This window comes from Mucilaginibacter oryzae (assembly GCF_003148845.1).
GTDB classification, from domain to species: Bacteria; Bacteroidota; Bacteroidia; order Sphingobacteriales; family Sphingobacteriaceae; genus Mucilaginibacter; species Mucilaginibacter oryzae.
On sequence record NZ_QGHA01000002.1, the window covers coordinates 24,572 to 47,105 of the forward strand.

A 22,534-nucleotide genomic window follows, 5' to 3' on the forward strand; every position below is an offset into this window, starting at 1 on the left:
AGCAAATAGCCCCCTCTAAATCTCCCCCGGCAGGGGAGACTTTTAAAAGCCCTTCCTTACGGGGAAGGATTGGGTGGGGTTAACAAAAAAATAAAACAGTCTACCTGTAATATCGTTAACCTTACAACATCTAAATTAAAATCACTCAAAACACAAACAGACTAAAATGGACACTTCATTAATTACAACAAGTACATCTTTAGAGGGGTATAAAGTTACCAGGCATTTAGGCGTCGTACGTGGCATTACGGTTCGCAGCCGCAGCGCGCTGGGCAATATAGCAGGCGGCTTTCAATCGTTGTTTGGCGGCAGACTTTCTATTTACGTTGAGCTTTGCGAAAACGCCCGCGAAGAGGCCTACCAGTTGCTCATCCAGCATGCGCAGGCCCTCGGCGCTAACGGTATCATCAATATGCGCTACGATGCCAACGAGGTGATGCAGGGTATTACCGAGGTGCTGGCTTACGGTACGGCGGTTGTGGTTGAAAAGATTTAATATAAACAAACAAGGAGCTTCACGAAGCTCCTTGTTTGTTTAGCAGTTGTTTTCGGCGCCTTTAAGCTATTGTTATTTGAAATATGAAAGCGGTATGGTTTTCCACATGCCGTGGGCCAGGTGACCTATCAATAGCTCATAGATCAGGTAAATAGGCCAAAAAATATAGTGGATGATCAGTAAAATTATGCTGTGGTTATAATACCAGCTTACCATGAGCGAGTATAAACCCAGAAACAGGTACAATATGCTGGTTTCACGTTCTTTCATTGTTTAGCTTTTTTACGGGCTAATTTACCAATTACTTACAATTTTTCATGTTGTAAATTACGTTGTACCCGGCAGCGTTATCAGTTTGCGGTTTACCCGTTTGGGTATCGTATTTATAGGGTTTTTGTGCCAGTTGGTTGCCCCTCAACTGGAATTCTACGCTCAATGTATCTTTGCTTCCCTCCTGGTTATAGGTCCACAGGGCTTTAATAACGTTGTCGTTCAGTTTACCTGTAAGGCTGCCCCTGCGCGCGTCTTTTTCCTTGGGTAGCCAGTTCATGTCGCCGGTAACATCATTTCCGTTAATGCGCAGGTTTACTTCGGTGGTGTCCTGGGCTGTCGTGCCATCGGTGGTATAAAAGCAGTACTCCATGTTTACGGGCGGCGCGTCGGGGGCGTTAGCCAGGGCGGTATCACTTTTAGTTAGCGCCGAATCTCCTTTTTTATCGCCGCTATTCCCCGCGCATGAGGCCATGGCCAGGGCCATGCAGGCAATAAAGCCTAATTGAAATTTCATAAATGTAAATTTTGCTTTTTACTATTTACAAATAAAACTACAAAAGGTTCAATTTATGATTTTTGCACAAAAAATTAAAGCCGCGGTAGCGGCTTTGGTGTTATTTATCTTCAGATGGGTTTTGTTTTTTTTCGGGAGGTGTTGAAACAATCTCCCCAAATTCATTCACGTAGGCCATCATATTTTCCAGGTCGCTGCCTCCGGGATTTTGTTTGCGTTCCTGTTTGCGTTGTTCTTTATCTTCCTTTTTTTTCTGGCGGTTTTTCTCCAGTTGTTTTTTCATGAATGTCGCTTGCGATTTAGCCATTAATTATCAATCAGTTAAGTTATACAATATGCTATCAGCAACGCTGGTGATAATCCGGCTAAACAAACCAAAGGCTTGTTTTAATAGAGGATGAAGGTGACCTTTAATTTTATGTTCCGGGCAGCAACGGTATCAGCGTGGAATACAACAGATCAGGATCAAAATAGCGGGAAGCGGCGAACTGGGATAGCTTTATTTTTCCGTTTGGCTGCAAATATACAAAAAAGAGCCGGTTTTTAAAACCTCACCTAAATCCTCTCCAGGGGAGAGGACTTAGGTGAGGTACTCCCTTAACTTTGGAGAGGGCCGGTGTGAGGTGAATTTATTATAGGCACCAAACGTGGCATTCGTTTCTAAATATTTTAACTTTAACCCGCAAACCAAATCAACTAACCTCATGAAACGCAGAAACTTTGTTCAAGGCTCGGTACTGGCGGGCGCCTCGTTACTAACCACCGGTGTTTTAAAAGCCGCTACCTTAACCGGATGCGCCGATCCGGGTAAAAACGCAGCCGCCGTTGCAACCGGCGATAAGCCTTTTAACCTGAATTACGGTATTCATGATGGTATGTTTAAAAGCCATGCCGGCGATGATTTTATCGACCAGATAAAATTTGCCTATGATAAAGGCTTCCGGGCTATAGAGGATAACGGTATGAGCGGTCGCCCGGCTGATCAGCAGAAAAAAATTGGCGAAACTTTAGCAAGGCTGGGCATGGCCATGGGGGTATTTGTGCAGCCGGGTTTGGGTAACGACAGTAATATGCTGGCGACCGGTAAAGCCGACCAGGTTGAGAAATTCATAGCATCGTGCAGGGAGGCTGTTGAGGTAGCCAAGCGCGTGGGCAGTAAACTGGTAACGGTTGTACCCGGCGATTTTGCGCGCAACCTGCCCATAGGCGTGCAAACCGGTAATGTAATTGAAGCGATAAAAAAGGGAACCGCTGTTTTAGAGCCGCACGGCATTATTATGGTGCTTGAACCGCTAAGCGATAACCCCGATTTGTTTTTGCGCACCCCCGACCAGGCTTACGCCATTTGTAAGGCGGTGGGCAGCCCATCGTGCAAAATATTGTATGATATGTACCACGTGCAGCGTAACCAGGGTAATATTATCCCAACGCTCGATTTAGTGTTTGATGAGATTGGCTATTACCAGGTAGGTGATAACCCCGGGCGTAAAGAACCGGGCACCGGCGAAATGAATTATAAAAACATTTTTAAACACATCTATAGCAAAGGTTATAAGGGTGTAGTAGGGATGGAACATGGCACAGCAGGCGCGGGTAAAGAGGGCGAACTGGCCTTAATAAAGGCTTACCGCGAAGCGGATAGTTTTATGTAACCGAATAACACCGGAAAGCTAAAATATCGCTCTAAACACGGTTCTGTACGTAATCTGCTGTTTTTTGGTAGATGAGGACTGTTTTAACCCATACTCTTTTTTATTTTATAACTATGCTGAATCCTGTTTTTACGCCTTTCCCTGTTTTAACAACCGAACGCCTGTTACTGCGGCGTTTTACGCAGGATGACGCGGCCGATTTATTTGAAATGCGGGCAAACGAAGAGGTAATGAAATACATTGCCCGGCCCATCTGTAAAACCCTGGACGACGCCGTTGCGCTGATAGATGTAATTGATAAATTGCTGGAAGGTAACGACGGCATAACCTGGTGTATCTGCCTCAAAAACAGCAATAAATATATTGGCAGCATAGGTTTTTGGCGGATTGAAAAAAATAATCACCGTGCCGAGATCGGGTATCTTTTAAACCCGGCTTACCAGGGAAAGGGCTTGATGCAGGAAGCCGTTGAAGCGGTGATCCGCTATGGTTTTGAAGTGATCGGGCTGCATTCGGTGCAGGCAAATGTACAGCCTGAAAACGCGGGTTCCGTAAACCTGTTGTTAAAAAATGGCTTTGTTAAGGAAGCGCATTTCAGGGAAGATCACTGGCATAAAGATCATTTTGCCGATACGATGATCTTTTCATTGTTAACAAAACATTAAATTGGGTAACAACTTATTTACACAGGGTTTTTTAATTAAGAAAAAATATTGCATGTTTACATAAAACCAATTATATATCCCCCCTGCAAACAATTCTGTTTAAACGGGGTTAACATTAACAAATAAAAGAAACTTATCATGGCAACAGAAAAAGCAAGCGGTATTACCGCGTACTCAGTAAAAACAAAAACTAAAAATGTACCTATGATCGATCCGGTTATCGACGTAAAATCGGGCAGATATATCGCTACGGGAAAAGACAGCGAGGGTAACAAGATGGCTGCCATTATGGGCAAAGCTGCTGCCGAAGAACATATCAAAAAAGGCAATGCAAAAAAAGGTTCAGGTTGGTAAATAACCCGAAACATAAAAAACGCCTTGTGTTGGTAAAACACAGGGCGTTTTTGCTTTTAAGGGGAGAGCCTTTTTAATTACCTGATCATTTATTTGCCCATTCTACATATTCAAAATGGTTGGCAAAGGTACGATAGGTTATACGTCGAAGGTAGCCTTCTAATTCTTCAATAGGTATATCGACCGGGCTAAAAACTGTTTCAGGGTTCTGTTTGTCGTACGATGCTTTGATCTGTATTTGTCCCTTAGCCAGGTGTATCCCAAATTCATGGTCATTAAACCATTTGTTGTTTTTCAATAATTGGCTAAAAGATATAGAATCATGGAAAGTTTCGATCAGTTTTACCGTTTTTAATTGTTGACCATCCATCCCGTAAAAAATTGCCGAAATGATGGTCGAATTACCGTTTTTTTCAACAAGCAGTGAAGCTTGATACTGTTTGTTTTGGGCGGTTTTTTTCGAGGTTTCTTTTCTGTATATAAATCCGCCGGAAAGTACCCGGTTATAGGCCTGTTCAAGTACATTTTTATCCCATTCAATCTTTTCTGCACCTAACATCGCTGCACGGTGAATGGTATCTAAAATGATCAAATTTCGTTCTTCCTGTGTGCCATTCAGGTATCCTTCTTTATTAAATTTAACGGCAACATGTAAAATACTGCCAAATTTTGTTCTTACTTCATCTTCAGTATCAATTTGAACGCTGATCCTGGTAACACCTTTGGGCTTGTAACCCTCCAGAAAATCAATGTATAGGGTGGAGATAAGCGCGTTCCGGTTACTGAAATCGCTGTTTTCAATATCTTTATCACTTTGGTAAATAGTGATATCACTAAATCCGTATCGCATTTTATTTAAATCAAGGTTACTTATCCGACGGATTTTTCTTTTTATGCTGCAGCAGCTCTATCATTTTTAACAGCCTGTCCTGCCTGGTTTTTTCCTGTTTGGCGGTCAAAACCCATAATACGTATTCCTTTTTATGACTGTACGCCAGCGACTGAAAATAACTTAAGGTTTCGGGATATTGCTCAAGCGCTTCTTTAATAAAACCGGGCAGCGTCACCACTTTATGATCCACATCAATATAAGCGCTGAATTCGTTGCTGCGCACAGCTTCGTTTCGCCCTTCTGATACTTTTACAGCTTCCACGGGTTTAAAGCGCAAAGCCGTCCAGGTTTCGTTTACAGCGGCCGATGCTACCGGGCGTAAACCATATTGTGCAGGTTCGTCCCAACTGCTCATCATTTCGAGGTCGGTTTTAATGCCCGAATTTTTTTTGGGATAAATGATCCAGAAAACGGTATCCGGTTTAAGCAGCGGCGTAATTACCTTAAGCTCGGCGGTTAATTGTTCGCTCGCGGTAACAAAAAGCTGCAGGCCGTTAAAGCCGCCTTCGGCGTTAAAAGTAAGTTCCGCCCCCTCGGGTAAAGGTAACAGGCTATCAGGGTATCCTGCAGGCGCGTTCAAAATTAGCCAGCGTGAATTTGGCTTAACCTGTAATTTTTTGGCAAGGGCGTTCATAGTGATGGGTTTATAGAAGGCTAATTTAATGTAATGATATGGGGAAGCCTAATTTAGGTAACAATAGTTTAGGATGTGTCATTGCTATTTACCATTATGACATTACGCTGTTTGTTTGAACGAAAACTATATTTAACTTGGAAGAAATTTAAACTTTATGACAAAAAAATTATTCCTTTTCGGAGCAATCTGTCTGATTGCCGGTTTAGCTTCCTGTACAAAAGAATTAGCTAAAACAAACAACTTGCCGGTTTCTTCAGGCAACATCGTAAAAACGAATACGTCTACCGCACCTACGTATGTTGATATGGAGATTGTCCCGCGCAAACCTGGTGAAAATTTTGACACTTATCATGCAGATTTCAAGGGTTCAAGTATTTACCTGATTGGTCCTCCGGTTTATAACCAGGCTAAGTATCCGGTTCTGGTAAATGGTATTCCTGCTTATGGCCAGGGAATGTATGGTGAAAACTTTGCCACCATAGAGTACCAGAACCTGGGGCCGGATGCTAATGTATTTGAAGTTTCGCAAACGCTTTTTAGCTATACAGATGTAACTGCGCTTCATAATGATATGGAAACTTACTTAAAAGCTGTGAATACTTGGGTGAAAAATAATTCAACCGGTGCGCAACCACTCATTAGTTCATATATTAAAAACAGCTATACAGTAAGCGCGGGAGGGGTTAATATATTTACAGGGAAAGTGATTATGGTAACTACCGGTTCGCATGTTGCACTTGCCGATATTAGTTATCCTTTGCCGTCTGCCGCCACATATGGCATTCCATCAACTTTTATCGATGTGCCCGACCCGGCTAACTCTTCAACTCACTATTTTTTACAGGGTACCAAAGGGCTAATATCAAGCGGTAACGTAGCTTATCTTAGCGGAACTGTATATACAAACGGGCCCGCAATAACAGTATCCGGCAGCTACACTCAGGTAACTCCAAACTCCGGCGATTTTCATTCGGTAGGAACAATTATAAGATTGGATGGCAGTATTTTTCGGTTTGATCAGGTCGCCAATTCGAACTAATTGTTTGTTATAACTTTATCCCGGGGGATGGTATAAAAAATGATCATCCCCCATTTTACCACATGTTTAGTTTAACAGGTACCATGGTGATTTAAACCGCAGTAACTAACAATTTTTATAGTTTCGCGGTTAATTAAAAAACTAATCATGCATTATCTGTTAGATAACCCCGCATGGCATGCCATGAAAACAGGAAATAAGGCCTTTGCGATAGCAAATGATAACACGGGCTATTTTCCCAAAGAAATATCTCCCTTTATTGGTTCGCCCGAAATTTCGGAGGACCATTTCAAACTGCTTTATGATACCATTCCTTTTGAAAGCCATTTTATTTTTATAGCCCCGCAGGATATTGAAATTCCAGGCATGTGGGAAACCGTAGCCTATCTCCAATGCCTTCAAATGGTGCTGGATGCCGCGGCGCCTGCCGAGGCGGATCATGAGGATATCGTACCGCTTAATGATCGGCATATCCCGCAAATGCTTGAGTTAACCAAACTCACCAACCCCGGCCCGTTTGCCGAACGCACCATCCAGTTTGGCCATTACCGGGGAATATTTGACGGGGATAAACTGGTAGCCATGGCGGGGCAGCGCTTAAATCCTGTTCCCTACGCCGAAATCAGCGCGGTTTGCACCCATCCCGATTATTTAGGCAGAGGTTACGCCGGCAAACTGTTATTAAACCAGGCACACAGAATAAGGGAGGCTGGCGGGATCCCGTTTTTACACGTAAAAGCCGGGAATGAACGGGCAATTAAAGTGTACGGGAAGCTGGGTTTTGTAACGAGGAAAGAAATGTCGTTTTATGTGTTGAGGAAGGGAGAGCCCCCTCTAAATCTCCCCCGGTAGGGGAGACTTTTTATTGTTATTTATTAAACTTTTTATTTTAAGCCCTCCCTTCCGGGGAGGGTTTGGGTGGGGCTATCGCCATCTTGGCAAAGAAATCCCATAACACGATCCCTGCTGAAACCACGATGTTGAACGAGTGCTTGGTGCCAAACTGGGGAATTTCGATGCAGCCATCGATAACCTGCATCACTTCATCACTAACGCCGTTTACTTCATTGCCAAAAATAAGCGCGTATTTACCATCGTCGGCAGGTTTAAATTCGTGCAGCATGGTGCTGTTTTCGGCCTGTTCAATCGCTATAATCCGGTACCCGTCTTTACGCAGTTGTTCAACGGCTTGCAGGGGGGTTTCGTAATAGGTCCAGTTAACGGATTGTGTAGCGCCGAGGGCTGTTTTTTCAATTTCACGGTGAGGGGGCTGTGCAGTGATCCCGCAAAGGCAAATCTGCTCTACAGCAAAGCCATCAGATGTGCGAAATATGGAGCCTATGTTGTGCATGCTCCGCACATTATCCAATACTACCGCTACCGGGAGTTTATCCTGTGCTTTAAACTCATCAACCGTGGCCCGGTTCAGCTCATCTAACTTTAATTTGCGCATTTTTTTGAGGGTTCATGGTTAATAGTTCATGGTTCATAGCTGTTACGTATAAAATGAGCCATGAACCATGATCTATCAACTATAAACCAGTGGCAAAAGTACTAAAAAGCTACTAATTTAATACCGCCGCCAAAACGCCTACGCCGTCACCAATCAGCGAGCTGTAAACCGATGGGGCGTAGCCAATTTTTTGTGTGTAGTATTCGGTAACTTCAGCGCTGAATTTATCAAAGGCATCTCCTTTTACCAGGGCAATAGCGCAACCGCCAAAGCCTGCGCCTGTCATGCGGGCACCGGCCACGTCGGGGTTGGTTTTGCTGTATTCGGCAACGGTGTCGAGTTCAACGCCGCTAACTTCGTATAAATCGCGCAGCGAATCGTGCGATGCATACATCAACCTGCCAAATTCGGCCAGATTGTTCGCGGCAAGGGCTTTCGCGGCCAGTTTTACGCGGTCGTTTTCTTCAATAACATGTTTGGCGCGTTTGGCCACTACCGGGTTTGTTATCAGGTGTTTGTATTGCTCAAAAGTGGCGCCGTCTATTTCGCAAAGGTATTTAATATCCAGTTGCTGTTGTAATTCGGCTAAAGCAGCCTGGCACTCCTGCACCCGTTCGTTGTATTTTGATTCGGCCAGTTTGCGGGGTTTATTGGTATTGATGATAGCCAGTACATATTCACCAAGGTTGCTGTCAACCGCTTCGTAATCCAGCGTATCGCAATTCAGCATCAGGGCTTTGTTCTTTTCGCCGAAGGCAACGGCAAACTGGTCCATAATACCGCAGTTAACGCCGATAAAGTTGTTTTCTACGTCTTTAGATAGCTTTACGAGGTCAAGTTTGCTATAACCGCTGTTAAACAAATCGTTAAGCGCATATGATGTAACAACCTCGATAGAGGCTGAAGAAGATAAGCCGGAACCGATGGGGATATCGCCATAAAAAAGCAGATCCAAACCCTTTACCGGGTGACCGTCTTTCACAAAGCGGTCAATTACACCAATGGGGAAATTAAACCAGTTTTCACCTGTTTTTTCATAATTCAATTGCAGCGGAATATCCAGCTGTTCGCTGAAGTTCAAGCTCCTGAAGCGGAAAATACCATCCTCGTTCGGGGCGGTTAATAAGTAAGTGCCAAAAGTGATGGCACAAGGCATTACAAGGCCACCGTTATAATCAATATGTTCGCCGATAAGGTTTACACGGCCCGGCGAAAAGTATGCGTTATCTGCTTCTTTATTAAAAATCTTGTTAAATTCCTTGTGCAAATTATTCTTCATTATTCAGGTTGGTTTTCTGAAACAAATATTGTGAAAATTGTCAAAATTACATTTATAAATGTTAATTTAATTTTTAATTTATTTTAACAGGATAGTTGCTGATATTGGCAGCTGTTAATCAACCAAAGATACACGATGAAACAATACCTTATAACCGCTTATGACTATACCGATGCCGAAGCTTTAAACAGGCGTATGGCCGCGCGTCCGCACCATATAGAGGGCGTAAAGGCCCTTAAGGAAAGCGGCAATTTCATAGCGGCGGGCGCAATGCTTAATGAAGAGGGTAATATGATAGGATCAACCATGATGCTGCAGTTTGAAACCGACGAAGCGCTTGAAGCCTGGAAACAGAATGATCCATATACCACGCAGCATGTTTGGGAAAGCATTGATGTAAAACCGTTTAAGGTGGCAGTTATTTAATATGTTGGCTGTTTTGAGTCGGCGGTTTGCGGTTAGATATTGCCAAACCCTGCCGTTTCATGCCGTTTTGGGTGAAAACATGGATCACAGGCTTTAACACCAACCTGACACTCGCTTTTCGTTTTTAAGGATAGACACCGGGGTACTAAATAATGTTGGTTACAACACCAACATTGGCACAAAGAGGTGCGGTGAAAACACCCTGCCGTTGTTGATGACAAAACCGTAGTCGTTAACTTAAGCTGCCGTATGCAAATTTTCCAGTGCGCCGTTTGGCGCTACCCGTTTGTAGGATAAATATAAAAGGGCACTTTGCCTCGTAGAGGCTACCCCTATAAACCATGCCTATAAATGTCCTGAAGAGGGTAGCCTCTACGAGGCAAAAGACTGTCTGCCTGTATCTTCTACAAACAGGTATCCCCTACGGGGAATCTAAGCACAGTAGTTCATAGGGCATGAATCATATCTTTCTCCTCAACTTTTGAATGGCTTTTGTCCTTAAGTTAATGGCTGTGGTGATAACATCAACATTGGCACGGTTTTGAGCGGAGGTTTGCGGTTACAGAAAAGTTATTGCCAGCTGCCGGTTACTGTTCCTTCCAGTTGCTCATCTTCCAGTAACCTTCCTTATCCCTGGTATAAAAAGCTGTAAAGCCTTTTCCCTCCAGGTTAAAATCAAACGAAAACTCATTTACAGCAGCGTCATCGGGCAAAAAGTTGGTTACAATACTATCGGCTACTGCGGATAAGGTAATACCAAAGTTATCATTAACAACCGGTAGGGCCTGTTTTTCGCTCTCAATAAAATCGTTAAAAGTTTCAAATTCAAAGCTTCCGTTTTTCTGTTTGCGTGCAGCGTTAAAAGCTGCTTCTGCCCATTGTTGTTTGTAAACTTCCATGGCGTTAAGCAGGTCGGCTGCCGAAATTTCGGGCAGGCCGTCCTGGCCTGTGGTATTATAGCTATTCAGTATTTCTTCTTTTGTTTTCATGCTTAGTACAGCGCTATCCTATAACAAAAGGATGCCGGTGGGGCATCCTTTTGGGGTGGCAAAAGTAATGAATTTAACCTCACCGCGGCCTTCTACTTTGGAGAGGGCCGCGGTGAGGTTCTTAAAGTCTTTTCCTTTGGAGAGGATTGAGGTGAGGTAACCTTAAGCCCCGCCAATGCTATCCAATACTGCCATGTCATCTTCTGATAATTGAATATCGGCGGTTTTCATATTTTCTTCAAGGTGGCTAACACTCGAAGTGCCGGGGATGAGCAAAATATTGGGCGAATGATGGAGCAGCCAGCTTAACGCAATTTGATGCACCGTTGCATTGTGTTTGGCGGCTATGCGTTTCAAAATCTCTTCGCCGGGTATGTTTCCGCCTCCAAGCGGGAACCAGGGGATAAACGCGATGTTATGATTGTTGGTGTATTCCAGCTCCGCTTCCCATTTACGGTTATCAACGGCGTACATGTTTTGTACCGATACCACTTCAAAATATTGCTGTGCCAGCTTAATATCGGCAACACTTACCTCTGACAGGCCGATATGCCTGATCTTACCTTCCTGCTGCGCTTTCTGCAAAAATTCGAACGATTTTTCGGCGGGCACTTTAGGGTCAATGCGGTGCAGCTGGTACAAATCAATTCGTTCAACCTGCAAACGCCTTAAGCTGCCGTTAAGGGCTTCTTTCAAATGTTCGGGCGATGAATCAACAGGCCATTCGTTGGGGCCGGTGCGTAGCAAGCCACCTTTTGTACCTATCAGCAAATCGGCAGGGTAAGGGTGCAATGCTTCGGCAATCAGTTCTTCTGATACGTTTGGTCCGTAGCTGTCGGCAGTATCTATAAAATTAACGCCGAGTTCAACAGCGCGCTTCAATACCCTGATCGATTCGTTGTGGTCTTTTGGCGGCCCCCAGATGCCGGGCCCCGTAATCCGCATAGCGCCGTAGCCCAGGCGGTTAACAGTAATATCGCCGCCTATAGTGAATGTTTTTTCAAATGAGCTTGTTGTGTTTGCCATAGTGCTTTGTTTTAGTAATAACGTATGTATAAGTTTCAACTAAAATACAGCCTGATTGTTTATGAAGTACATAACGCCAATGTCATTTTGAAGCGTAGTATATAAATTGACATAGCAACGATTTTGATGTTGATTTTTAGGCAGGTTTTCCCGGCAAAATAGAAAAGGGATATAAAACAGAAGACTTACGGCTTAAAAATTTTCGCACGAATTGTTACGAATTATCGAATTACACGAATACTTGAATAATATAAAGTTGACCATTCGTGTAATTCGTTTAATTGTGTCCGACTTAACACATAATTCGTGTGGAAATTTCTTTTTACCGTTTCTATAGATAGCAATAACTATTTTAAAAGTCATATCCCCGGTCAAACCATACGAGTTAGTTTTTCATATCGAAATATTCGTGTAATTCGATCTCATTTGTGAAAATTCGTGTCAATATAAATTCGTGTTATATCAATTCATGTAACTCGGGTTATCTCCAGGCGCCCAGTATCAGCCCCATCAGCGTTAATGAAACTATGCTATAGCCTCCGTTTATCAATATCAACCGCCAGCTTTTAAGCTCAAATAAACTGTGGATAGCTATGGCGCAGAAGGTCCAGATGCCGGCTAAAAAGCCCCATAGTGTACCAAGTATTAACGTGGTTTTGGCATCGGCTAAAAACATGGCCAGGTTTACAGCCATAATTATCGAGAAGAAAGCCGTAAAGCCGAAAGCCCTGCCTTTGTTGGAAGCCCGAAGCTCTTCGCGGGTAAGTTTGTTATCTGTCATCCAGGCATTGGCAAATAAGGCGGGAGAGTACCAGATACCGCCCACTAAAAAAGCAGATAATGCCGCAACAAGCACGGCCGGCCAGTTAATAAGTTGAAGGTTCATAATGATAGTTTAAATTGATAAGCGTTAAACGAATATAAAGATTTGGAAACAAACCAATTAGGTATTTTATAAATAAGTTGAATGATGAAGAATGCTTATGATACCCGTAAAAAAACAAAGCCCCGGCCTGTGTAGAAAAGGCCGGGGCTTGTTGTATTAATTGCTGATTTATACTACTTAACGGTATAGTGTAATACGTACCGCCCTATATTCCCATCGGCGTCTATCCCCTCAATTATTGCCCTGTAACTACCACGCTGATCGCTGTTAAAAAAGCTGAAAGTTGCCGTGCCGGTGGCCTTATCGGTTAAAATATTGGGTTTCCAGTAAATCGTGTTCCGCAAATCGCCGCCAAGCACGCCCGCTTTGGTAACATCATATTTAGGCGAGTAAAACTCCTTTGCTTTGGTATATCCCTGCACAGCGAAAGTAATTACGTTTTGTTTAGGGATAAGCTCCTGTAGCTGGGCCAGTGTGATTTTTTGTTTTTTAACTACCTTTTTGTTAACAATCAAAACACCTTTGGTTTGCGTACTACGGTTAATTCCGCTAACGCCATCATTCAAAAATACCTCGATCGATTCAACCTCGCTTGAAGGAACGCTCGCCAGGAAATTGGCATCTACCGGCATCGTACCCACATAAACCTGTACCGGTGTACGGTCGCCCTGGTTATAGCTCCGGGTTACATAAAAATTATTATCAACATAGGTAAGCCCCATGGCCAGGGTTGATGCGCAATTAAGCAGCATAGGGCATCCCTGCAATTGCTGCGCAGTTATTTCATGGTCGGCCTGCATGGGCAACCCGCTAAAGGTACCCCCATAATCGGCATGACTTGCTTTTTTTACAATTTTGGTGGATTTTACCACAACTTCCTTAATGGTACGTGAACTTTGATATTGCTTGTAGCTGTTTTGCAGGTAGGGGCGAAATGTGCTGTCGATATTGATAATCTCATCGGCAATATTGACGTTTTTGCTCAGCTTTTGGTAAGCCTCGCCGTTAACGCTGATCACCATGTTACGCCCGTTGGGGTTGTTGCGTGCGCTTAATGTTATTTTGGAGGTATCCGGCACGTTTACATTGCTAAACTTAAAATTACCCGACATATCCGTTATCGTTTCGGCCGAAAAGTTTTTATCCGGGATCAGTAACCGGAGGCTACCTTTGGCAACCGGCAACCCATTATTGGTGCGCAGCGTGCCGGTAATATCAATACCCTGCTCGGGCATCAGGTAAATGGGCGGCATTTTATCTGCCAGGATCTCTTCATAATCAAAGCGCCTGTATCCCTGGGTCATCATCAGGATATCCAGGTTGGCCGCTTTTTCGTCATCAGGTTTGTTAAAGTAATAATTGGGTTTTTCAATATATCCTTTCAAATCCGAGGTAAGCAGCATATGGCTTAGTATGGTCCACTCGTTATCTTCGTTTGATGGCACCGTGGTATCGTCAAGCACCGCTACCGAAAAACTGCCCTCGGCCGGTTTGTTATCGTTTTTGGCCGATACGGTTATTTTAACATTTCCCCTGGTGGTGTACGATGGCTTATCGGTTTTAAGGGTTACGTTCATCTGGTCGTTACGCTGAATAAATACAATGCGTTCGCAAAGCGCGTAACCTCCCGATGAAAACAGCGTTACCTGCAAAATGCCGGTAGGGAATTTACTTTTGGGGATATTGGCCGAGTAGCTGGTACTGTTTAAAACAGTTTGTGCGGCATAGTAAATAACGCCCCCGCTCTGGGCCACCAGGTAAAAGCTTTTGTTTTGTTTACGCTGAAAAAACAGGTCGTTAGCCATAATTTTTACCGTAAGGTTAGCCGGGTCGTTATTGTAAACGGCCAGGTTTATCCCCATAGATTGTACCCGGGGCAGGGCATAGGTGGCAGTAGAGCCATCGGCAAAGGTAATATTGGCTTTATATGAACGCTCAACATCGGGGGTAATGGCAAATACACCCATCCCCAGGTGCGCGCTGTTAAACTGGGTTATTTCGGTTCCTTTATCATCAACTATGGTACCCTTAACATCCACGCCTAAGCCGCTCGAGGCTATGGCTTTAAAAGCTACCCGGGTACGCAGCCCGTTGGTTAGCTGGCCGCCCTCCGGAAAAAACTGCACATCATAGCCCTTAACAGCCGTACGGAGCGAAAAACTGCTGCTGATGGTTCTGCGGTCGCCCACTTCAATGCCGGTTACCAGGATGCCGCCCGTTATAACGTCGGCCTGGTTTTCAGGCAAATCTACCTGCAGCACGCCTTTATCATCGGTAGTGCCGTGGCCTTTAGTTACCGGGTCGCCGTTTTTCATGAGCTGCCAGTTTACCCTTTTGTTGGCGTAGGGGGTGTTATCAGGCGCTTTGTATAATATGGTAGCATCAACCTTAACACCGCTGCGTTTGGTTGAGCTTTTGTAGGTGATATTGGTGCGTACCTGGTTATCAATGGCGTTGCCTACGTTAATGGTATGATCATAAAAATAATCAGGATCAAAATTGCGCATCCAGTTGGTATAGCTCCTTAATCGGTAAGCGCCCTGTTTGTAGGTATCGCCGTTAAATACAATACTGCCGCTGGCGAAGCCGTTGTTAACTACAATGCGCTGGCTTTCCACTACCGAGTCGCGGTTGTTGATCAGATCCACATAAACAATTTTACTGAGTGCCGATGGCTGGTGCTTTTCGATAGTAACGTAAGCTTTAAACCAAAGGGTATCTCCCACGGCATAATAAGGCTTATCCGTATGGAGGTAAACTTTCTCGATGGGGAAGCTGCTGCTAAACTTGCTTGCTTTTTCGATAATAGTAGTGAGGGGAATGCTATCCTGCTGTGCGAAAACGGTGGCGACAAAGGCAGTAAGCAAACAAATTGTTAGTAAAAATCTGCGTGCAATCATCAATTTAAGTTAAGGAACTACAGGGGCTAATATAAACATTAAGGCTGTATTGCATTTTGACCCCATGTTTATTTAACAATTTTTTACAAAGTGTTAAGTCGGAAAGTCCGAAGTCGGAAGTCAGAAAGTCGGAAGTCAGAAGTCTGGAAGTCCGAAAGTCCATAAATCAGGAACGATCTAAAAAATGGCGTATGTATATATTTCAATATGTTGGAAAGTCACTATTACTAAATAACTAAAATCTTTTTGACTTCCGTACTTCGGACTTCGGACTTCCCGCTTTCCCCTCTACATGTACCGATACCATGCTGGAGTGGATTATGCCCAGCGTTGAGCCCGGTTTGATGTTCAGGTAAAGTTTAAGGTAGCTTTCCATTATCGCCTTTGAGGTGTGGATGTAATCGGCTTTGGCTTCTTCATCGTCAAGGCCAACAAGCGGGTAACCATAGTAGGTTCGCCCCTTATCATCGATATACATGGTGAATGAAAAATAGAAATCCTTATAGGCTTTTTTAATCACGATATCATAAGTGGGATCGAGGTAATCGTCCGAGTTATCAAAGTTATTCAGGATATCGGGCCTGGTGGTACGTTGCGAAACGCTTACCAGCGGACTCCTGCTGGTTATTTTGGCCGGTTGGCGTGCCGCGAAGGCCTTGGTATAATCGGCATTGGCTTTAGCGCTCAGTGCTTTAATAAAAAGGGTATCCTGGTGGCTGGGCCTGCGCAATATCGATGTATCGGTATGCAGAACGTTTTTTACATAATTATCGGCAAAAAAGCGCATAAATACCTTGGTGCCCTTAACATCCAGCGAATCGCCTTTCTGGATCAGGATCTCCATCGTGATACTGTCTTTAGTAATTTTCCGCACCTTTAACCAGGAGCGGGCTGCGTTAAAAATAGAATCGTAGCCACGCGTAAGCGGGAAATTGATAAAGGCGTTTTTGGTGGGACTGAAAATGCTTATCGAATCGTCGGATACAAACTTAAGCTTCCACTGTGGCTCCAGTTGGTAGCCATACTCATTAAATGAAAGCCCGTTACGCATGCGTCGCGACACTTCAGAATAATTGATGCCGTTGTATGCTTTAAACGAGATCAGCTGTCGTTTTTTACCGCCCGACTGCGAGTTGTTGCAACCGAAAACGACAATTGATAATATGAATAACGACACTACTAATGCCGTTTTTGATTTTTTTGTACTGATAGATAGCATTGCTGCTAAAGATATGGATAATTTGATAAATGGCTAAAAGATGGCTGATATCGTTACCCTCCCCGTTTTCCGGTAACATGAACCGCAATTTCGCTGGTATGCACAATGCCAAGGGTGCTGCCTGGTTTCACATTGAGATAAAATTTGAGATAGCTTTCCATAACAGCTTTTGAAAGATGGATGTAATTTACCTTTCGGTCCTCTTCTAAAAATACGGTAAGAGGCTTGCCGTAGTGCATATTACCCTTCGGGTCTACCAATATCGAAAACGAATAGTAAAAATTGGCGTAAGCCTTGTTAATGGTTATATCAAATTCCGGCCACATATATTCGCTTGAAGTGTCGAAGTTATTAAGCATACTTGGTTCTGCACAGCGTTTTTCTATTGTTATCCGGTTGCTACTGCTTGTAAGTTCAACAGGCTGCCGCGCGGCAAAAGCTTTATCGATGTTTTTGTTGGCTGAATCTGCAAGTCGTTTTATGTAAACAGTATCCTTAAAGCCAGGCGTTTTGCATTTGCTGAGGTTATTGTGAAGAACATTGGCCGTATAATTATCAGCATAAAATGTCATATAAACCTTCGCTCCCCTCGTGTCTACAGAATCGGCATAAGCTTTAAGTAATTCCAGAATCAGGCTGTCTTTGGTCATGGTTTTAACTTTAAGCCAAGTCCTGGCGGTGTTGAAAATAGAATCGTAACCGCGGGTGAGCGGAAAATTAATGAACCGCTTTTTCAGAGGACTGTAAATGCTTGCCGAATCGTTTGATACGAATTTCATTTTCCATTGAGGTTCGAGCTGGTAGCCCGCGCTGTTAAACGAAAGTCCGTTCTCTGATCGGCGTGCTATTTCGGTGTAACTGATGCCAAATACCGGTTTAAAGGAAATCAGATCTTTCTCGCCGCCGTGTTTCACAATGTTGCGTTGCTTGCAGCCCAGGCAGGCCGAAATCAATACCAGGCTTATGAGATTTGCAAAAGGTTTGGTGTTTATCATGGGATAGTGATAGATGTGAATAAATATATGATATTTACCGCGCCGCAAATGTTAAATAATGCTAAAAGATGCGCGGTAATATTTAAACTACTTTTCATGGCCATAGAAATAGAACGCAAATTTTTGATAGATCAGGAAAAATGGGAGCAGTTGGAAAAGCCCGGGCCGATGCATTTACGCCAGGGTTATATTTTTAGCGATGAAAATAAGACGATCCGTGTTCGGGTAGCAGATGATCAGGCTTATATCACCATCAAAGGTAGCACTACAGGTATGAGCCGCAGTGAGTTTGAATACAGGATCCCTGTGGCCGACGCTGCTCAGATGCTGGATAGCCTTGCCGTTTCCGAACTGGAAAAATATCGCTATAACATCGCCTACGCGGGTAAACTTTGGGAGGTTGATGTTTTTTTAGGCCACAACGAAGGCCTGGTAGTAGCCGAAATTGAGCTCGATAGCGAAGATGAGCAATTTGAGTTGCCGCCATGGGTAACAACAGAAGTTACCGGCGACAAACGGTATTATAACTCCAAACTAAGCACAAACCCCTTTAAAAGCTGGGGCTGAACCCTTCAGGCGCATTCAGGCAGTCCCAGCAGGTAGTCGGGTTCCGATTCGTCATAAACCGTTTTTACATATTTGTTTCCGTCGGGGCATACAGCCGGGATGAGGGTGGTTTTGTTACCCTGCTGATCGATAATATAGGCTTCACCGTCCTCGTTTTTTATCCAGTCGTAAAGTTTGGTTCGTTCAGTAATTCCTTTTACATTGATGCGCTCGTTGATCCACTCCAGCGCGTCTATCGCCACGTAAGGATTATTATGTGGCCGGGTGTCGGTTTTTATACATACTATACGTACAGCCATGGCAGTAATTGTTTAAAATTATCAGGTGCGATAAAATTAACGCAAAAACAAAACCGCCGAAATAGGTATAATCACCCAATTTTTGATACGTAAAATTACCTATGGCGCATAGTGCTGTTACTTTTTAATGTTTGTTTGTATTTATTGCAAACTCCTGCGCAGTAATTAAATGATGATTTATAAGCGATGGCTAACCAACGACCACCATTTGGATGATAGCTTACAATAGCAGCGAATGAAATTGCACCTAAACACATGCATGCTCTTTTTACTTATGTTATGTTTTTATAAACTTATCGGCCCCGTATCAAGGTAATGTTACAATCACGTATCTTTGTAACTTACTTAAACCCTGTTACAATACATTATGGTTAAATTTTACTTATCGCAATCTGCTGTATTTTCATTTTCTGCAATTTTTAAACGTTTGCTATTTGCAGCATCAGCGCTTTTACTGATAACTCCCGCTATCGCACAGCAAAAAAAAGATTATACCCTTTTATGGCGAATAAGTGGTAAAGGACTTAAAAAGCCATCGTATTTGTTTGGTACCATGCATGTTAAGGATAAGCGTGTTTTTGGCTTCAGCGATTCGGTTATGCTGGCCATACAAAAAAGCGAAGCCTTCGCGCTTGAGATACATCCCGATACGATGATCAGCAAAATGTTTTCAACGCTGGCCGACAGAGATAATCGCCGGGGGCTGCGGGATATGCTATCGCCGGAAGAATACGCCAGGCTTGCCAGGCGCTTTAAGCAAAAAAATGGCTATGCCATGGGCAATAATATCGACCCGATTCAGCTTGAATCGATCATGCGGCCCGAAAAAAAGAGCCCTGACGATAAAAAGACATTTATCGATGCGTTTTTATATGGCGTTGCGCATGGAATGAACAAGAGCATTTACGGTCTTGAAAATACCGCCCAGCATTTCGACGGGTATTTCGGTGCCAATTCTGATATCAAGGAACGTATCAGAAGCCTTGTGGATGATAATGATGCCGAAGCTATTGATAGCGAAGAGGAAATGATAAAAATATACAGCACCGGTAACCTCAATAAACTGGCTGCATATTTAAATCTCGGCGAGCTTAATGATGATAAACTGATAGCCCGTAACCAGGTGATGCTGAACAGTATTGTAAGCCACATCCACCACCAAACGTTATTTTCTGCCGTGGGGGCCGCCCACCTGCCGGGGCCGCACGGGCTTATCGAGTTGCTGCGAAATGCAGGTTATACCGTAGAGCCGGTTAAGGCTGATTTTACGGGCGTTGCTAATCGTTTCAATACGGATTATACCAAACTTAACTGGAAGCCCTATGTTGATAACCAGGACGGTTATTCGTTCGAGCTGCCGTTTACGCCAGAAAAAACCAACATTTTTTTGGGTCTGCCGTCCGTAATTTATACAGATATTGCTAACGAGGTGTTTTTTGGCGCTTATGCTATCCTGAAAGGCTCTGATACCAAACCTGCCGATGAAAGTGCCGTAATCCGGAGTATGTTTAATTCATTTAAAAAAAACCAGGCAAATCATATCATCAGCAATAAACCGGTTAGTGTAAATGGTATTAAGGGCAGCGAGATTTTGATGCGCACCAATGGCGATTATTTACGGTTCAGGATACTGTTCAGCAATAATTATCTTTATCTTTTGTATGCCGGTACCCAGCTCGAAAACCTTTACACACCTTATGCTGATCGTTTTTTTAACTCATTTAAAACATTTAAAATAACACCCAAAGCCAACCCAGCCTGGAAAACATTTAAAAATGATACCGGTGCATTTATCGTGCATTTGCCTGTTGAACCTACAGTGATGGTTAGAAATGTTCCCAGTCCTATTGTTACGCAGAGCGAACCATTTAATATCAAGGTTTATATGGCTATGGATAGTGTTAACCTGATGGGTTACCTGGTACGTTATAATGATTATCCCAAAGGAACCTATCTGGCCGATAAGACAAAATTGTTTGATGCGTTGGGCAACGAGTTTAAAGGTAAAGGCACTATGCTTGGCAAGCCTCATAAGATAATGATTGAGGGGTACGAAGGCCGTGAAGTTGACTTTAAGCTTTTAGATAAATATTATTGCCGCATTAGGCTGATGGCGCGCGGCAACCGTATTTATTTGTTGATGAAACAAAATCTGGAAGAAGGAAAAGCGTTGCCCCCGGGCGATGATTTTTTCGAATCGTTTAAGCTTATCCCTTACAAAAAACCTCAGGCTGTTACGTATGCTATTGAAGGTACGGATTTTACAGTGACCATGTTTGAAAAATTACGCTTTATACGCGATTCGATACCTGATTACCGTACTTTCCTGAAAAAATCGTTAACCACTTATTCAACCAATACAGGTTCGGGGGGAGTGTACGGTATTGAGCATACCAATATCAGCAAATACTACCGCGCAGCAAATGCCGATTCGATATACAGCGAGCTTTTATCGCGCTTTGTGCCCTACACCGATTCGCTTTTAAAAGTTGATACGGTTGTGGTTGATCAGATAAAAGGCAGGGAATTTATCTCACAAAATAAATCGACCGGTGATAAAAGGCGACAACGCCTGTTTATTGATAACGACGACTTTTTTTACATGGCCACACATGTTGCCGATGAAGAATTGTTTAACGAAACCAGCAATGAGTTTTTTAATTCGCTAAAAAAGGTGAAGGATACAAAGCATTTGGATTTGAGCTCATCTAAGGCGGCAATGATAACGGCCGACCTTACCTCGACCGATTCACTTACTTATAGCGAAGCTAAGGGTGCCCTGTCATATTATAAATTTGAAAAAGATGAACTGCCATATGTGTACAAAGCGCTGCGAATAAATTATCCTGCCGATAGCGCATACGATGGGCCGGGGGATAAATTGCTTAATGTGCTGAATGCGGTTCACGATGATAAGACAATTGGTGAACTAACGGCGTTATATAAACGCCCCGATATTAACGATAACCTGAAGCCATCGATCCTGAAAACAATAACTCATGTTGACCGGAAAAAGGGTTACCAGGTTTATCTTGATCTGCTTACAAGCGAAACTGATTTTAAAGGGAGGTACAATTATGACACTTTTGTGCCGCTTACCGATTCACTTGAATTTGTGGTTGCTAATTACAGCCGCATTATCCCGCTTTTAAAAAATGAATCGTACCGCCCAGGGCTGCTTTATGTTTTTCAATCCATGATAGATGAAGGAAAATATGATGAATTTATTCGTAATCATTTCGGCGATTTAACCGCTTTTGCCAATGCTGATCTTGATAAGTACCTGCGTAAAAATGATAGTACGGCTTCAGATATGTATTTGCCGGTTTATTACTATATGTTGTTAATGAAAAAGGTAACCGGGCAACCCATTACGGCGGCCTTTACGGCTAAGCTTGTAAAACGAAACAATATTGATGAACAATTGTTAACGGCGGTAACAACCCGAATTAAAAACAAGCTTGCCGTTAGCGATGTGGTATTAAACAAACTGTTGGATAGCGTTGCACAGCGATACGATTTGATGGCTACCCTTGATAAGACAAAGATGCTGGCGCGCGTACCTGCCAAATACAAAACCCAGGCTGCGTTTGCCAAATTATGTGTTTATCAAAACGCCGTAACGAACAATGATGACGAAACTCCCGGGCAACTGAAATTATTGGGTACCGTTGCCGATAAGGGCAAACTGTTTTACGTTTTTAGCTATAAATATTATTACAATGAGGATGATACACCTGAACTGGCCATCAGCGGCCCATACACGCCGGGTTCACCTAAGCTTGATTTTAGCAGCTACCATGCTTATGAACAACAGGCCGAAAAAGGCGTGAACTGGCAACAGCAGGCTAAAAAGATGATTGGCGAACTCAAAAAGCAAAATGAAGAAGAACAGAAAGCCGCTGTAAAAAAGTAAGTGAATAGGATTATCATAAGAACAATAAAGCCGGGCACGCCCGGCTTTATTGTTCTT

The 22,534-nt window shown here is 43.4% G+C and carries 23 protein-coding genes; 9 read left to right on the forward strand and 14 right to left on the reverse strand.

Annotated features, from left to right (window positions below; translation table 11 throughout):
• Window positions 1-166 precede the first annotated feature (166 nt).
• On the forward strand, window positions 167-496 hold the full coding sequence (locus tag LX99_RS05610; RefSeq protein WP_031266981.1) for a YbjQ family protein: 330 nt from the start codon (window positions 167-169) through the stop codon (window positions 494-496).
• Between the two features lie 72 nt (window positions 497-568).
• Here the strand turns inward: LX99_RS05610 and LX99_RS05615 are convergent, their stop codons facing one another.
• The 3 genes from LX99_RS05615 to LX99_RS05625 all read right to left on the reverse strand — a co-directional run bounded on the left by LX99_RS05615 (window position 569) and on the right by LX99_RS05625 (window position 1,590).
• A complete protein-coding gene (locus LX99_RS05615) occupies window positions 569-766 on the reverse strand; it encodes a hypothetical protein (RefSeq protein ID WP_022832571.1) in 198 nt (65 codons plus the stop codon).
• Window positions 767-797: 31 nt separating this feature from the next.
• On the reverse strand, window positions 798-1,283 hold the full coding sequence (locus LX99_RS05620; RefSeq protein ID WP_109606992.1) for a hypothetical protein: 486 nt from the start codon (window positions 1,281-1,283) through the stop codon (window positions 798-800).
• Window positions 1,284-1,383: 100 nt separating this feature from the next.
• The gene (locus tag LX99_RS05625; RefSeq protein WP_109606993.1) at window positions 1,384-1,590 is read right to left on the reverse strand and encodes a hypothetical protein; all 207 of its coding nucleotides are present in this window, start codon (window positions 1,588-1,590) and stop codon (window positions 1,384-1,386) included.
• A 397-nt stretch (window positions 1,591-1,987) separates the two neighbouring features.
• Between LX99_RS05625 and LX99_RS05630 the strand changes: the two genes are divergently transcribed.
• The 3 genes from LX99_RS05630 to LX99_RS05640 all read left to right on the forward strand — a co-directional run bounded on the left by LX99_RS05630 (window position 1,988) and on the right by LX99_RS05640 (window position 3,954).
• Complete coding sequence (locus tag LX99_RS05630) at window positions 1,988-2,935, forward strand: hydroxypyruvate isomerase family protein (protein WP_031266983.1); 948 nt, start codon at window positions 1,988-1,990, stop codon at window positions 2,933-2,935.
• 113 nt (window positions 2,936-3,048) lie between these two features.
• On the forward strand, window positions 3,049-3,600 hold the full coding sequence (locus LX99_RS05635) for a GNAT family N-acetyltransferase (RefSeq protein ID WP_109606994.1): 552 nt from the start codon (window positions 3,049-3,051) through the stop codon (window positions 3,598-3,600).
• Window positions 3,601-3,738: 138 nt separating this feature from the next.
• Window positions 3,739-3,954 (forward strand): hypothetical protein, encoded by a 216-nt coding sequence (locus LX99_RS05640; protein WP_022832577.1) that lies wholly within the window; start codon window positions 3,739-3,741, stop codon window positions 3,952-3,954.
• 85 nt (window positions 3,955-4,039) lie between these two features.
• Here LX99_RS05640 and LX99_RS05645 read toward each other — a convergent pair whose 3' ends face one another.
• Complete coding sequence (locus LX99_RS05645) at window positions 4,040-4,804, reverse strand: hypothetical protein (RefSeq protein ID WP_109606995.1); 765 nt, start codon at window positions 4,802-4,804, stop codon at window positions 4,040-4,042.
• Between the two features lie 16 nt (window positions 4,805-4,820).
• On the reverse strand, window positions 4,821-5,480 hold the full coding sequence (locus tag LX99_RS05650) for a YdeI/OmpD-associated family protein (protein WP_109606996.1): 660 nt from the start codon (window positions 5,478-5,480) through the stop codon (window positions 4,821-4,823).
• Window positions 5,481-5,637: 157 nt separating this feature from the next.
• On the opposite strand from LX99_RS05650, the gene LX99_RS05655 reads away from it, so the two are divergent.
• Window positions 5,638-6,522 (forward strand): hypothetical protein, encoded by an 885-nt coding sequence (locus LX99_RS05655; RefSeq protein WP_109606997.1) that lies wholly within the window; start codon window positions 5,638-5,640, stop codon window positions 6,520-6,522.
• A gap of 147 nt (window positions 6,523-6,669) precedes the next feature.
• Complete coding sequence (locus LX99_RS05660; RefSeq protein ID WP_109606998.1) at window positions 6,670-7,374, forward strand: GNAT family N-acetyltransferase; 705 nt, start codon at window positions 6,670-6,672, stop codon at window positions 7,372-7,374.
• Between the two features lie 37 nt (window positions 7,375-7,411).
• Here the strand turns inward: LX99_RS05660 and LX99_RS05665 are convergent, their stop codons facing one another.
• Both LX99_RS05665 and LX99_RS05670 read right to left on the reverse strand, forming a co-directional pair.
• On the reverse strand, window positions 7,412-7,975 hold the full coding sequence (locus LX99_RS05665) for an RNA methyltransferase (RefSeq protein WP_109606999.1): 564 nt from the start codon (window positions 7,973-7,975) through the stop codon (window positions 7,412-7,414).
• Window positions 7,976-8,087: 112 nt separating this feature from the next.
• Window positions 8,088-9,254: a galactokinase gene (locus tag LX99_RS05670; protein WP_109607000.1), complete on the reverse strand. Its 1,167-nt coding sequence runs from the start codon at window positions 9,252-9,254 to the stop codon at window positions 8,088-8,090.
• A 135-nt stretch (window positions 9,255-9,389) separates the two neighbouring features.
• Between LX99_RS05670 and LX99_RS05675 the strand changes: the two genes are divergently transcribed.
• Complete coding sequence (locus LX99_RS05675; protein WP_109607001.1) at window positions 9,390-9,680, forward strand: YciI family protein; 291 nt, start codon at window positions 9,390-9,392, stop codon at window positions 9,678-9,680.
• A 587-nt stretch (window positions 9,681-10,267) separates the two neighbouring features.
• Here LX99_RS05675 and LX99_RS05680 read toward each other — a convergent pair.
• The 6 genes from LX99_RS05680 to LX99_RS05705 all read right to left on the reverse strand — a co-directional run bounded on the left by LX99_RS05680 (window position 10,268) and on the right by LX99_RS05705 (window position 17,695).
• Window positions 10,268-10,669 (reverse strand): hypothetical protein, encoded by a 402-nt coding sequence (locus LX99_RS05680; protein ID WP_109607002.1) that lies wholly within the window; start codon window positions 10,667-10,669, stop codon window positions 10,268-10,270.
• A gap of 162 nt (window positions 10,670-10,831) precedes the next feature.
• Window positions 10,832-11,695 carry an aldo/keto reductase gene (locus LX99_RS05685; protein WP_109607003.1) on the reverse strand — a complete coding sequence of 288 codons (864 nt, stop codon included), beginning with the start codon at window positions 11,693-11,695 and terminating at the stop codon, window positions 10,832-10,834.
• Window positions 11,696-12,176: 481 nt separating this feature from the next.
• Window positions 12,177-12,581, reverse strand: a complete 405-nt coding sequence (locus tag LX99_RS05690; protein WP_109607004.1) for a DUF1761 domain-containing protein — start codon at window positions 12,579-12,581, stop codon at window positions 12,177-12,179.
• A gap of 173 nt (window positions 12,582-12,754) precedes the next feature.
• Window positions 12,755-15,481 (reverse strand): hypothetical protein, encoded by a 2,727-nt coding sequence (locus LX99_RS05695; protein ID WP_109607005.1) that lies wholly within the window; start codon window positions 15,479-15,481, stop codon window positions 12,755-12,757.
• Between the two features lie 235 nt (window positions 15,482-15,716).
• Window positions 15,717-16,700: a hypothetical protein gene (locus LX99_RS05700; protein ID WP_109607006.1), complete on the reverse strand. Its 984-nt coding sequence runs from the start codon at window positions 16,698-16,700 to the stop codon at window positions 15,717-15,719.
• A 53-nt stretch (window positions 16,701-16,753) separates the two neighbouring features.
• On the reverse strand, window positions 16,754-17,695 hold the full coding sequence (locus LX99_RS05705; protein ID WP_109607007.1) for a hypothetical protein: 942 nt from the start codon (window positions 17,693-17,695) through the stop codon (window positions 16,754-16,756).
• 96 nt (window positions 17,696-17,791) lie between these two features.
• On the opposite strand from LX99_RS05705, the gene LX99_RS05710 reads away from it, so the two are divergent.
• The gene (locus tag LX99_RS05710; protein ID WP_109607573.1) at window positions 17,792-18,262 is read left to right on the forward strand and encodes a CYTH domain-containing protein; all 471 of its coding nucleotides are present in this window, start codon (window positions 17,792-17,794) and stop codon (window positions 18,260-18,262) included.
• Window positions 18,263-18,267: 5 nt separating this feature from the next.
• On the opposite strand, the gene LX99_RS05715 is transcribed toward LX99_RS05710, so the two are convergent.
• Entirely contained in the window at window positions 18,268-18,561 is a 294-nt protein-coding gene (locus tag LX99_RS05715) for a DUF3892 domain-containing protein (RefSeq protein ID WP_022832592.1), read from the reverse strand.
• 367 nt (window positions 18,562-18,928) lie between these two features.
• On the opposite strand from LX99_RS05715, the gene LX99_RS05720 reads away from it, so the two are divergent.
• Entirely contained in the window at window positions 18,929-22,477 is a 3,549-nt protein-coding gene (locus LX99_RS05720; RefSeq protein ID WP_109607008.1) for a TraB/GumN family protein, read from the forward strand.
• Window positions 22,478-22,534 lie beyond the last annotated feature (57 nt).

What these genes read in the sequence shown, in the direction of transcription:
- LX99_RS05610 (WP_031266981.1), top strand. Translation starts at nt 167, where the DNA reads ATGGACACTTCATTAATTACAACAAGTACATCTTTAGAGGGGTATAAA.
- LX99_RS05615 (WP_022832571.1), bottom strand. Translation starts at nt 766, where the DNA reads ATGAAAGAACGTGAAACCAGCATATTGTACCTGTTTCTGGGTTTATAC.
- LX99_RS05620 (WP_109606992.1), bottom strand. Translation starts at nt 1,283, where the DNA reads ATGAAATTTCAATTAGGCTTTATTGCCTGCATGGCCCTGGCCATGGCC.
- LX99_RS05625 (WP_109606993.1), bottom strand. Translation starts at nt 1,590, where the DNA reads ATGGCTAAATCGCAAGCGACATTCATGAAAAAACAACTGGAGAAAAAC.
- LX99_RS05630 (WP_031266983.1), top strand. Translation starts at nt 1,988, where the DNA reads ATGAAACGCAGAAACTTTGTTCAAGGCTCGGTACTGGCGGGCGCCTCG.
- LX99_RS05635 (WP_109606994.1), top strand. Translation starts at nt 3,049, where the DNA reads ATGCTGAATCCTGTTTTTACGCCTTTCCCTGTTTTAACAACCGAACGC.
- LX99_RS05640 (WP_022832577.1), top strand. Translation starts at nt 3,739, where the DNA reads ATGGCAACAGAAAAAGCAAGCGGTATTACCGCGTACTCAGTAAAAACA.
- LX99_RS05645 (WP_109606995.1), bottom strand. Translation starts at nt 4,804, where the DNA reads ATGCGATACGGATTTAGTGATATCACTATTTACCAAAGTGATAAAGAT.
- LX99_RS05650 (WP_109606996.1), bottom strand. Translation starts at nt 5,480, where the DNA reads ATGAACGCCCTTGCCAAAAAATTACAGGTTAAGCCAAATTCACGCTGG.
- LX99_RS05655 (WP_109606997.1), top strand. Translation starts at nt 5,638, where the DNA reads ATGACAAAAAAATTATTCCTTTTCGGAGCAATCTGTCTGATTGCCGGT.
- LX99_RS05660 (WP_109606998.1), top strand. Translation starts at nt 6,670, where the DNA reads ATGCATTATCTGTTAGATAACCCCGCATGGCATGCCATGAAAACAGGA.
- LX99_RS05665 (WP_109606999.1), bottom strand. Translation starts at nt 7,975, where the DNA reads ATGCGCAAATTAAAGTTAGATGAGCTGAACCGGGCCACGGTTGATGAG.
- LX99_RS05670 (WP_109607000.1), bottom strand. Translation starts at nt 9,254, where the DNA reads ATGAAGAATAATTTGCACAAGGAATTTAACAAGATTTTTAATAAAGAA.
- LX99_RS05675 (WP_109607001.1), top strand. Translation starts at nt 9,390, where the DNA reads ATGAAACAATACCTTATAACCGCTTATGACTATACCGATGCCGAAGCT.
- LX99_RS05680 (WP_109607002.1), bottom strand. Translation starts at nt 10,669, where the DNA reads ATGAAAACAAAAGAAGAAATACTGAATAGCTATAATACCACAGGCCAG.
- LX99_RS05685 (WP_109607003.1), bottom strand. Translation starts at nt 11,695, where the DNA reads ATGGCAAACACAACAAGCTCATTTGAAAAAACATTCACTATAGGCGGC.
- LX99_RS05690 (WP_109607004.1), bottom strand. Translation starts at nt 12,581, where the DNA reads ATGAACCTTCAACTTATTAACTGGCCGGCCGTGCTTGTTGCGGCATTA.
- LX99_RS05695 (WP_109607005.1), bottom strand. Translation starts at nt 15,481, where the DNA reads ATGATTGCACGCAGATTTTTACTAACAATTTGTTTGCTTACTGCCTTT.
- LX99_RS05700 (WP_109607006.1), bottom strand. Translation starts at nt 16,700, where the DNA reads ATGCTATCTATCAGTACAAAAAAATCAAAAACGGCATTAGTAGTGTCG.
- LX99_RS05705 (WP_109607007.1), bottom strand. Translation starts at nt 17,695, where the DNA reads ATGATAAACACCAAACCTTTTGCAAATCTCATAAGCCTGGTATTGATT.
- LX99_RS05710 (WP_109607573.1), top strand. Translation starts at nt 17,792, where the DNA reads ATGGCCATAGAAATAGAACGCAAATTTTTGATAGATCAGGAAAAATGG.
- LX99_RS05715 (WP_022832592.1), bottom strand. Translation starts at nt 18,561, where the DNA reads ATGGCTGTACGTATAGTATGTATAAAAACCGACACCCGGCCACATAAT.
- LX99_RS05720 (WP_109607008.1), top strand. Translation starts at nt 18,929, where the DNA reads ATGGTTAAATTTTACTTATCGCAATCTGCTGTATTTTCATTTTCTGCA.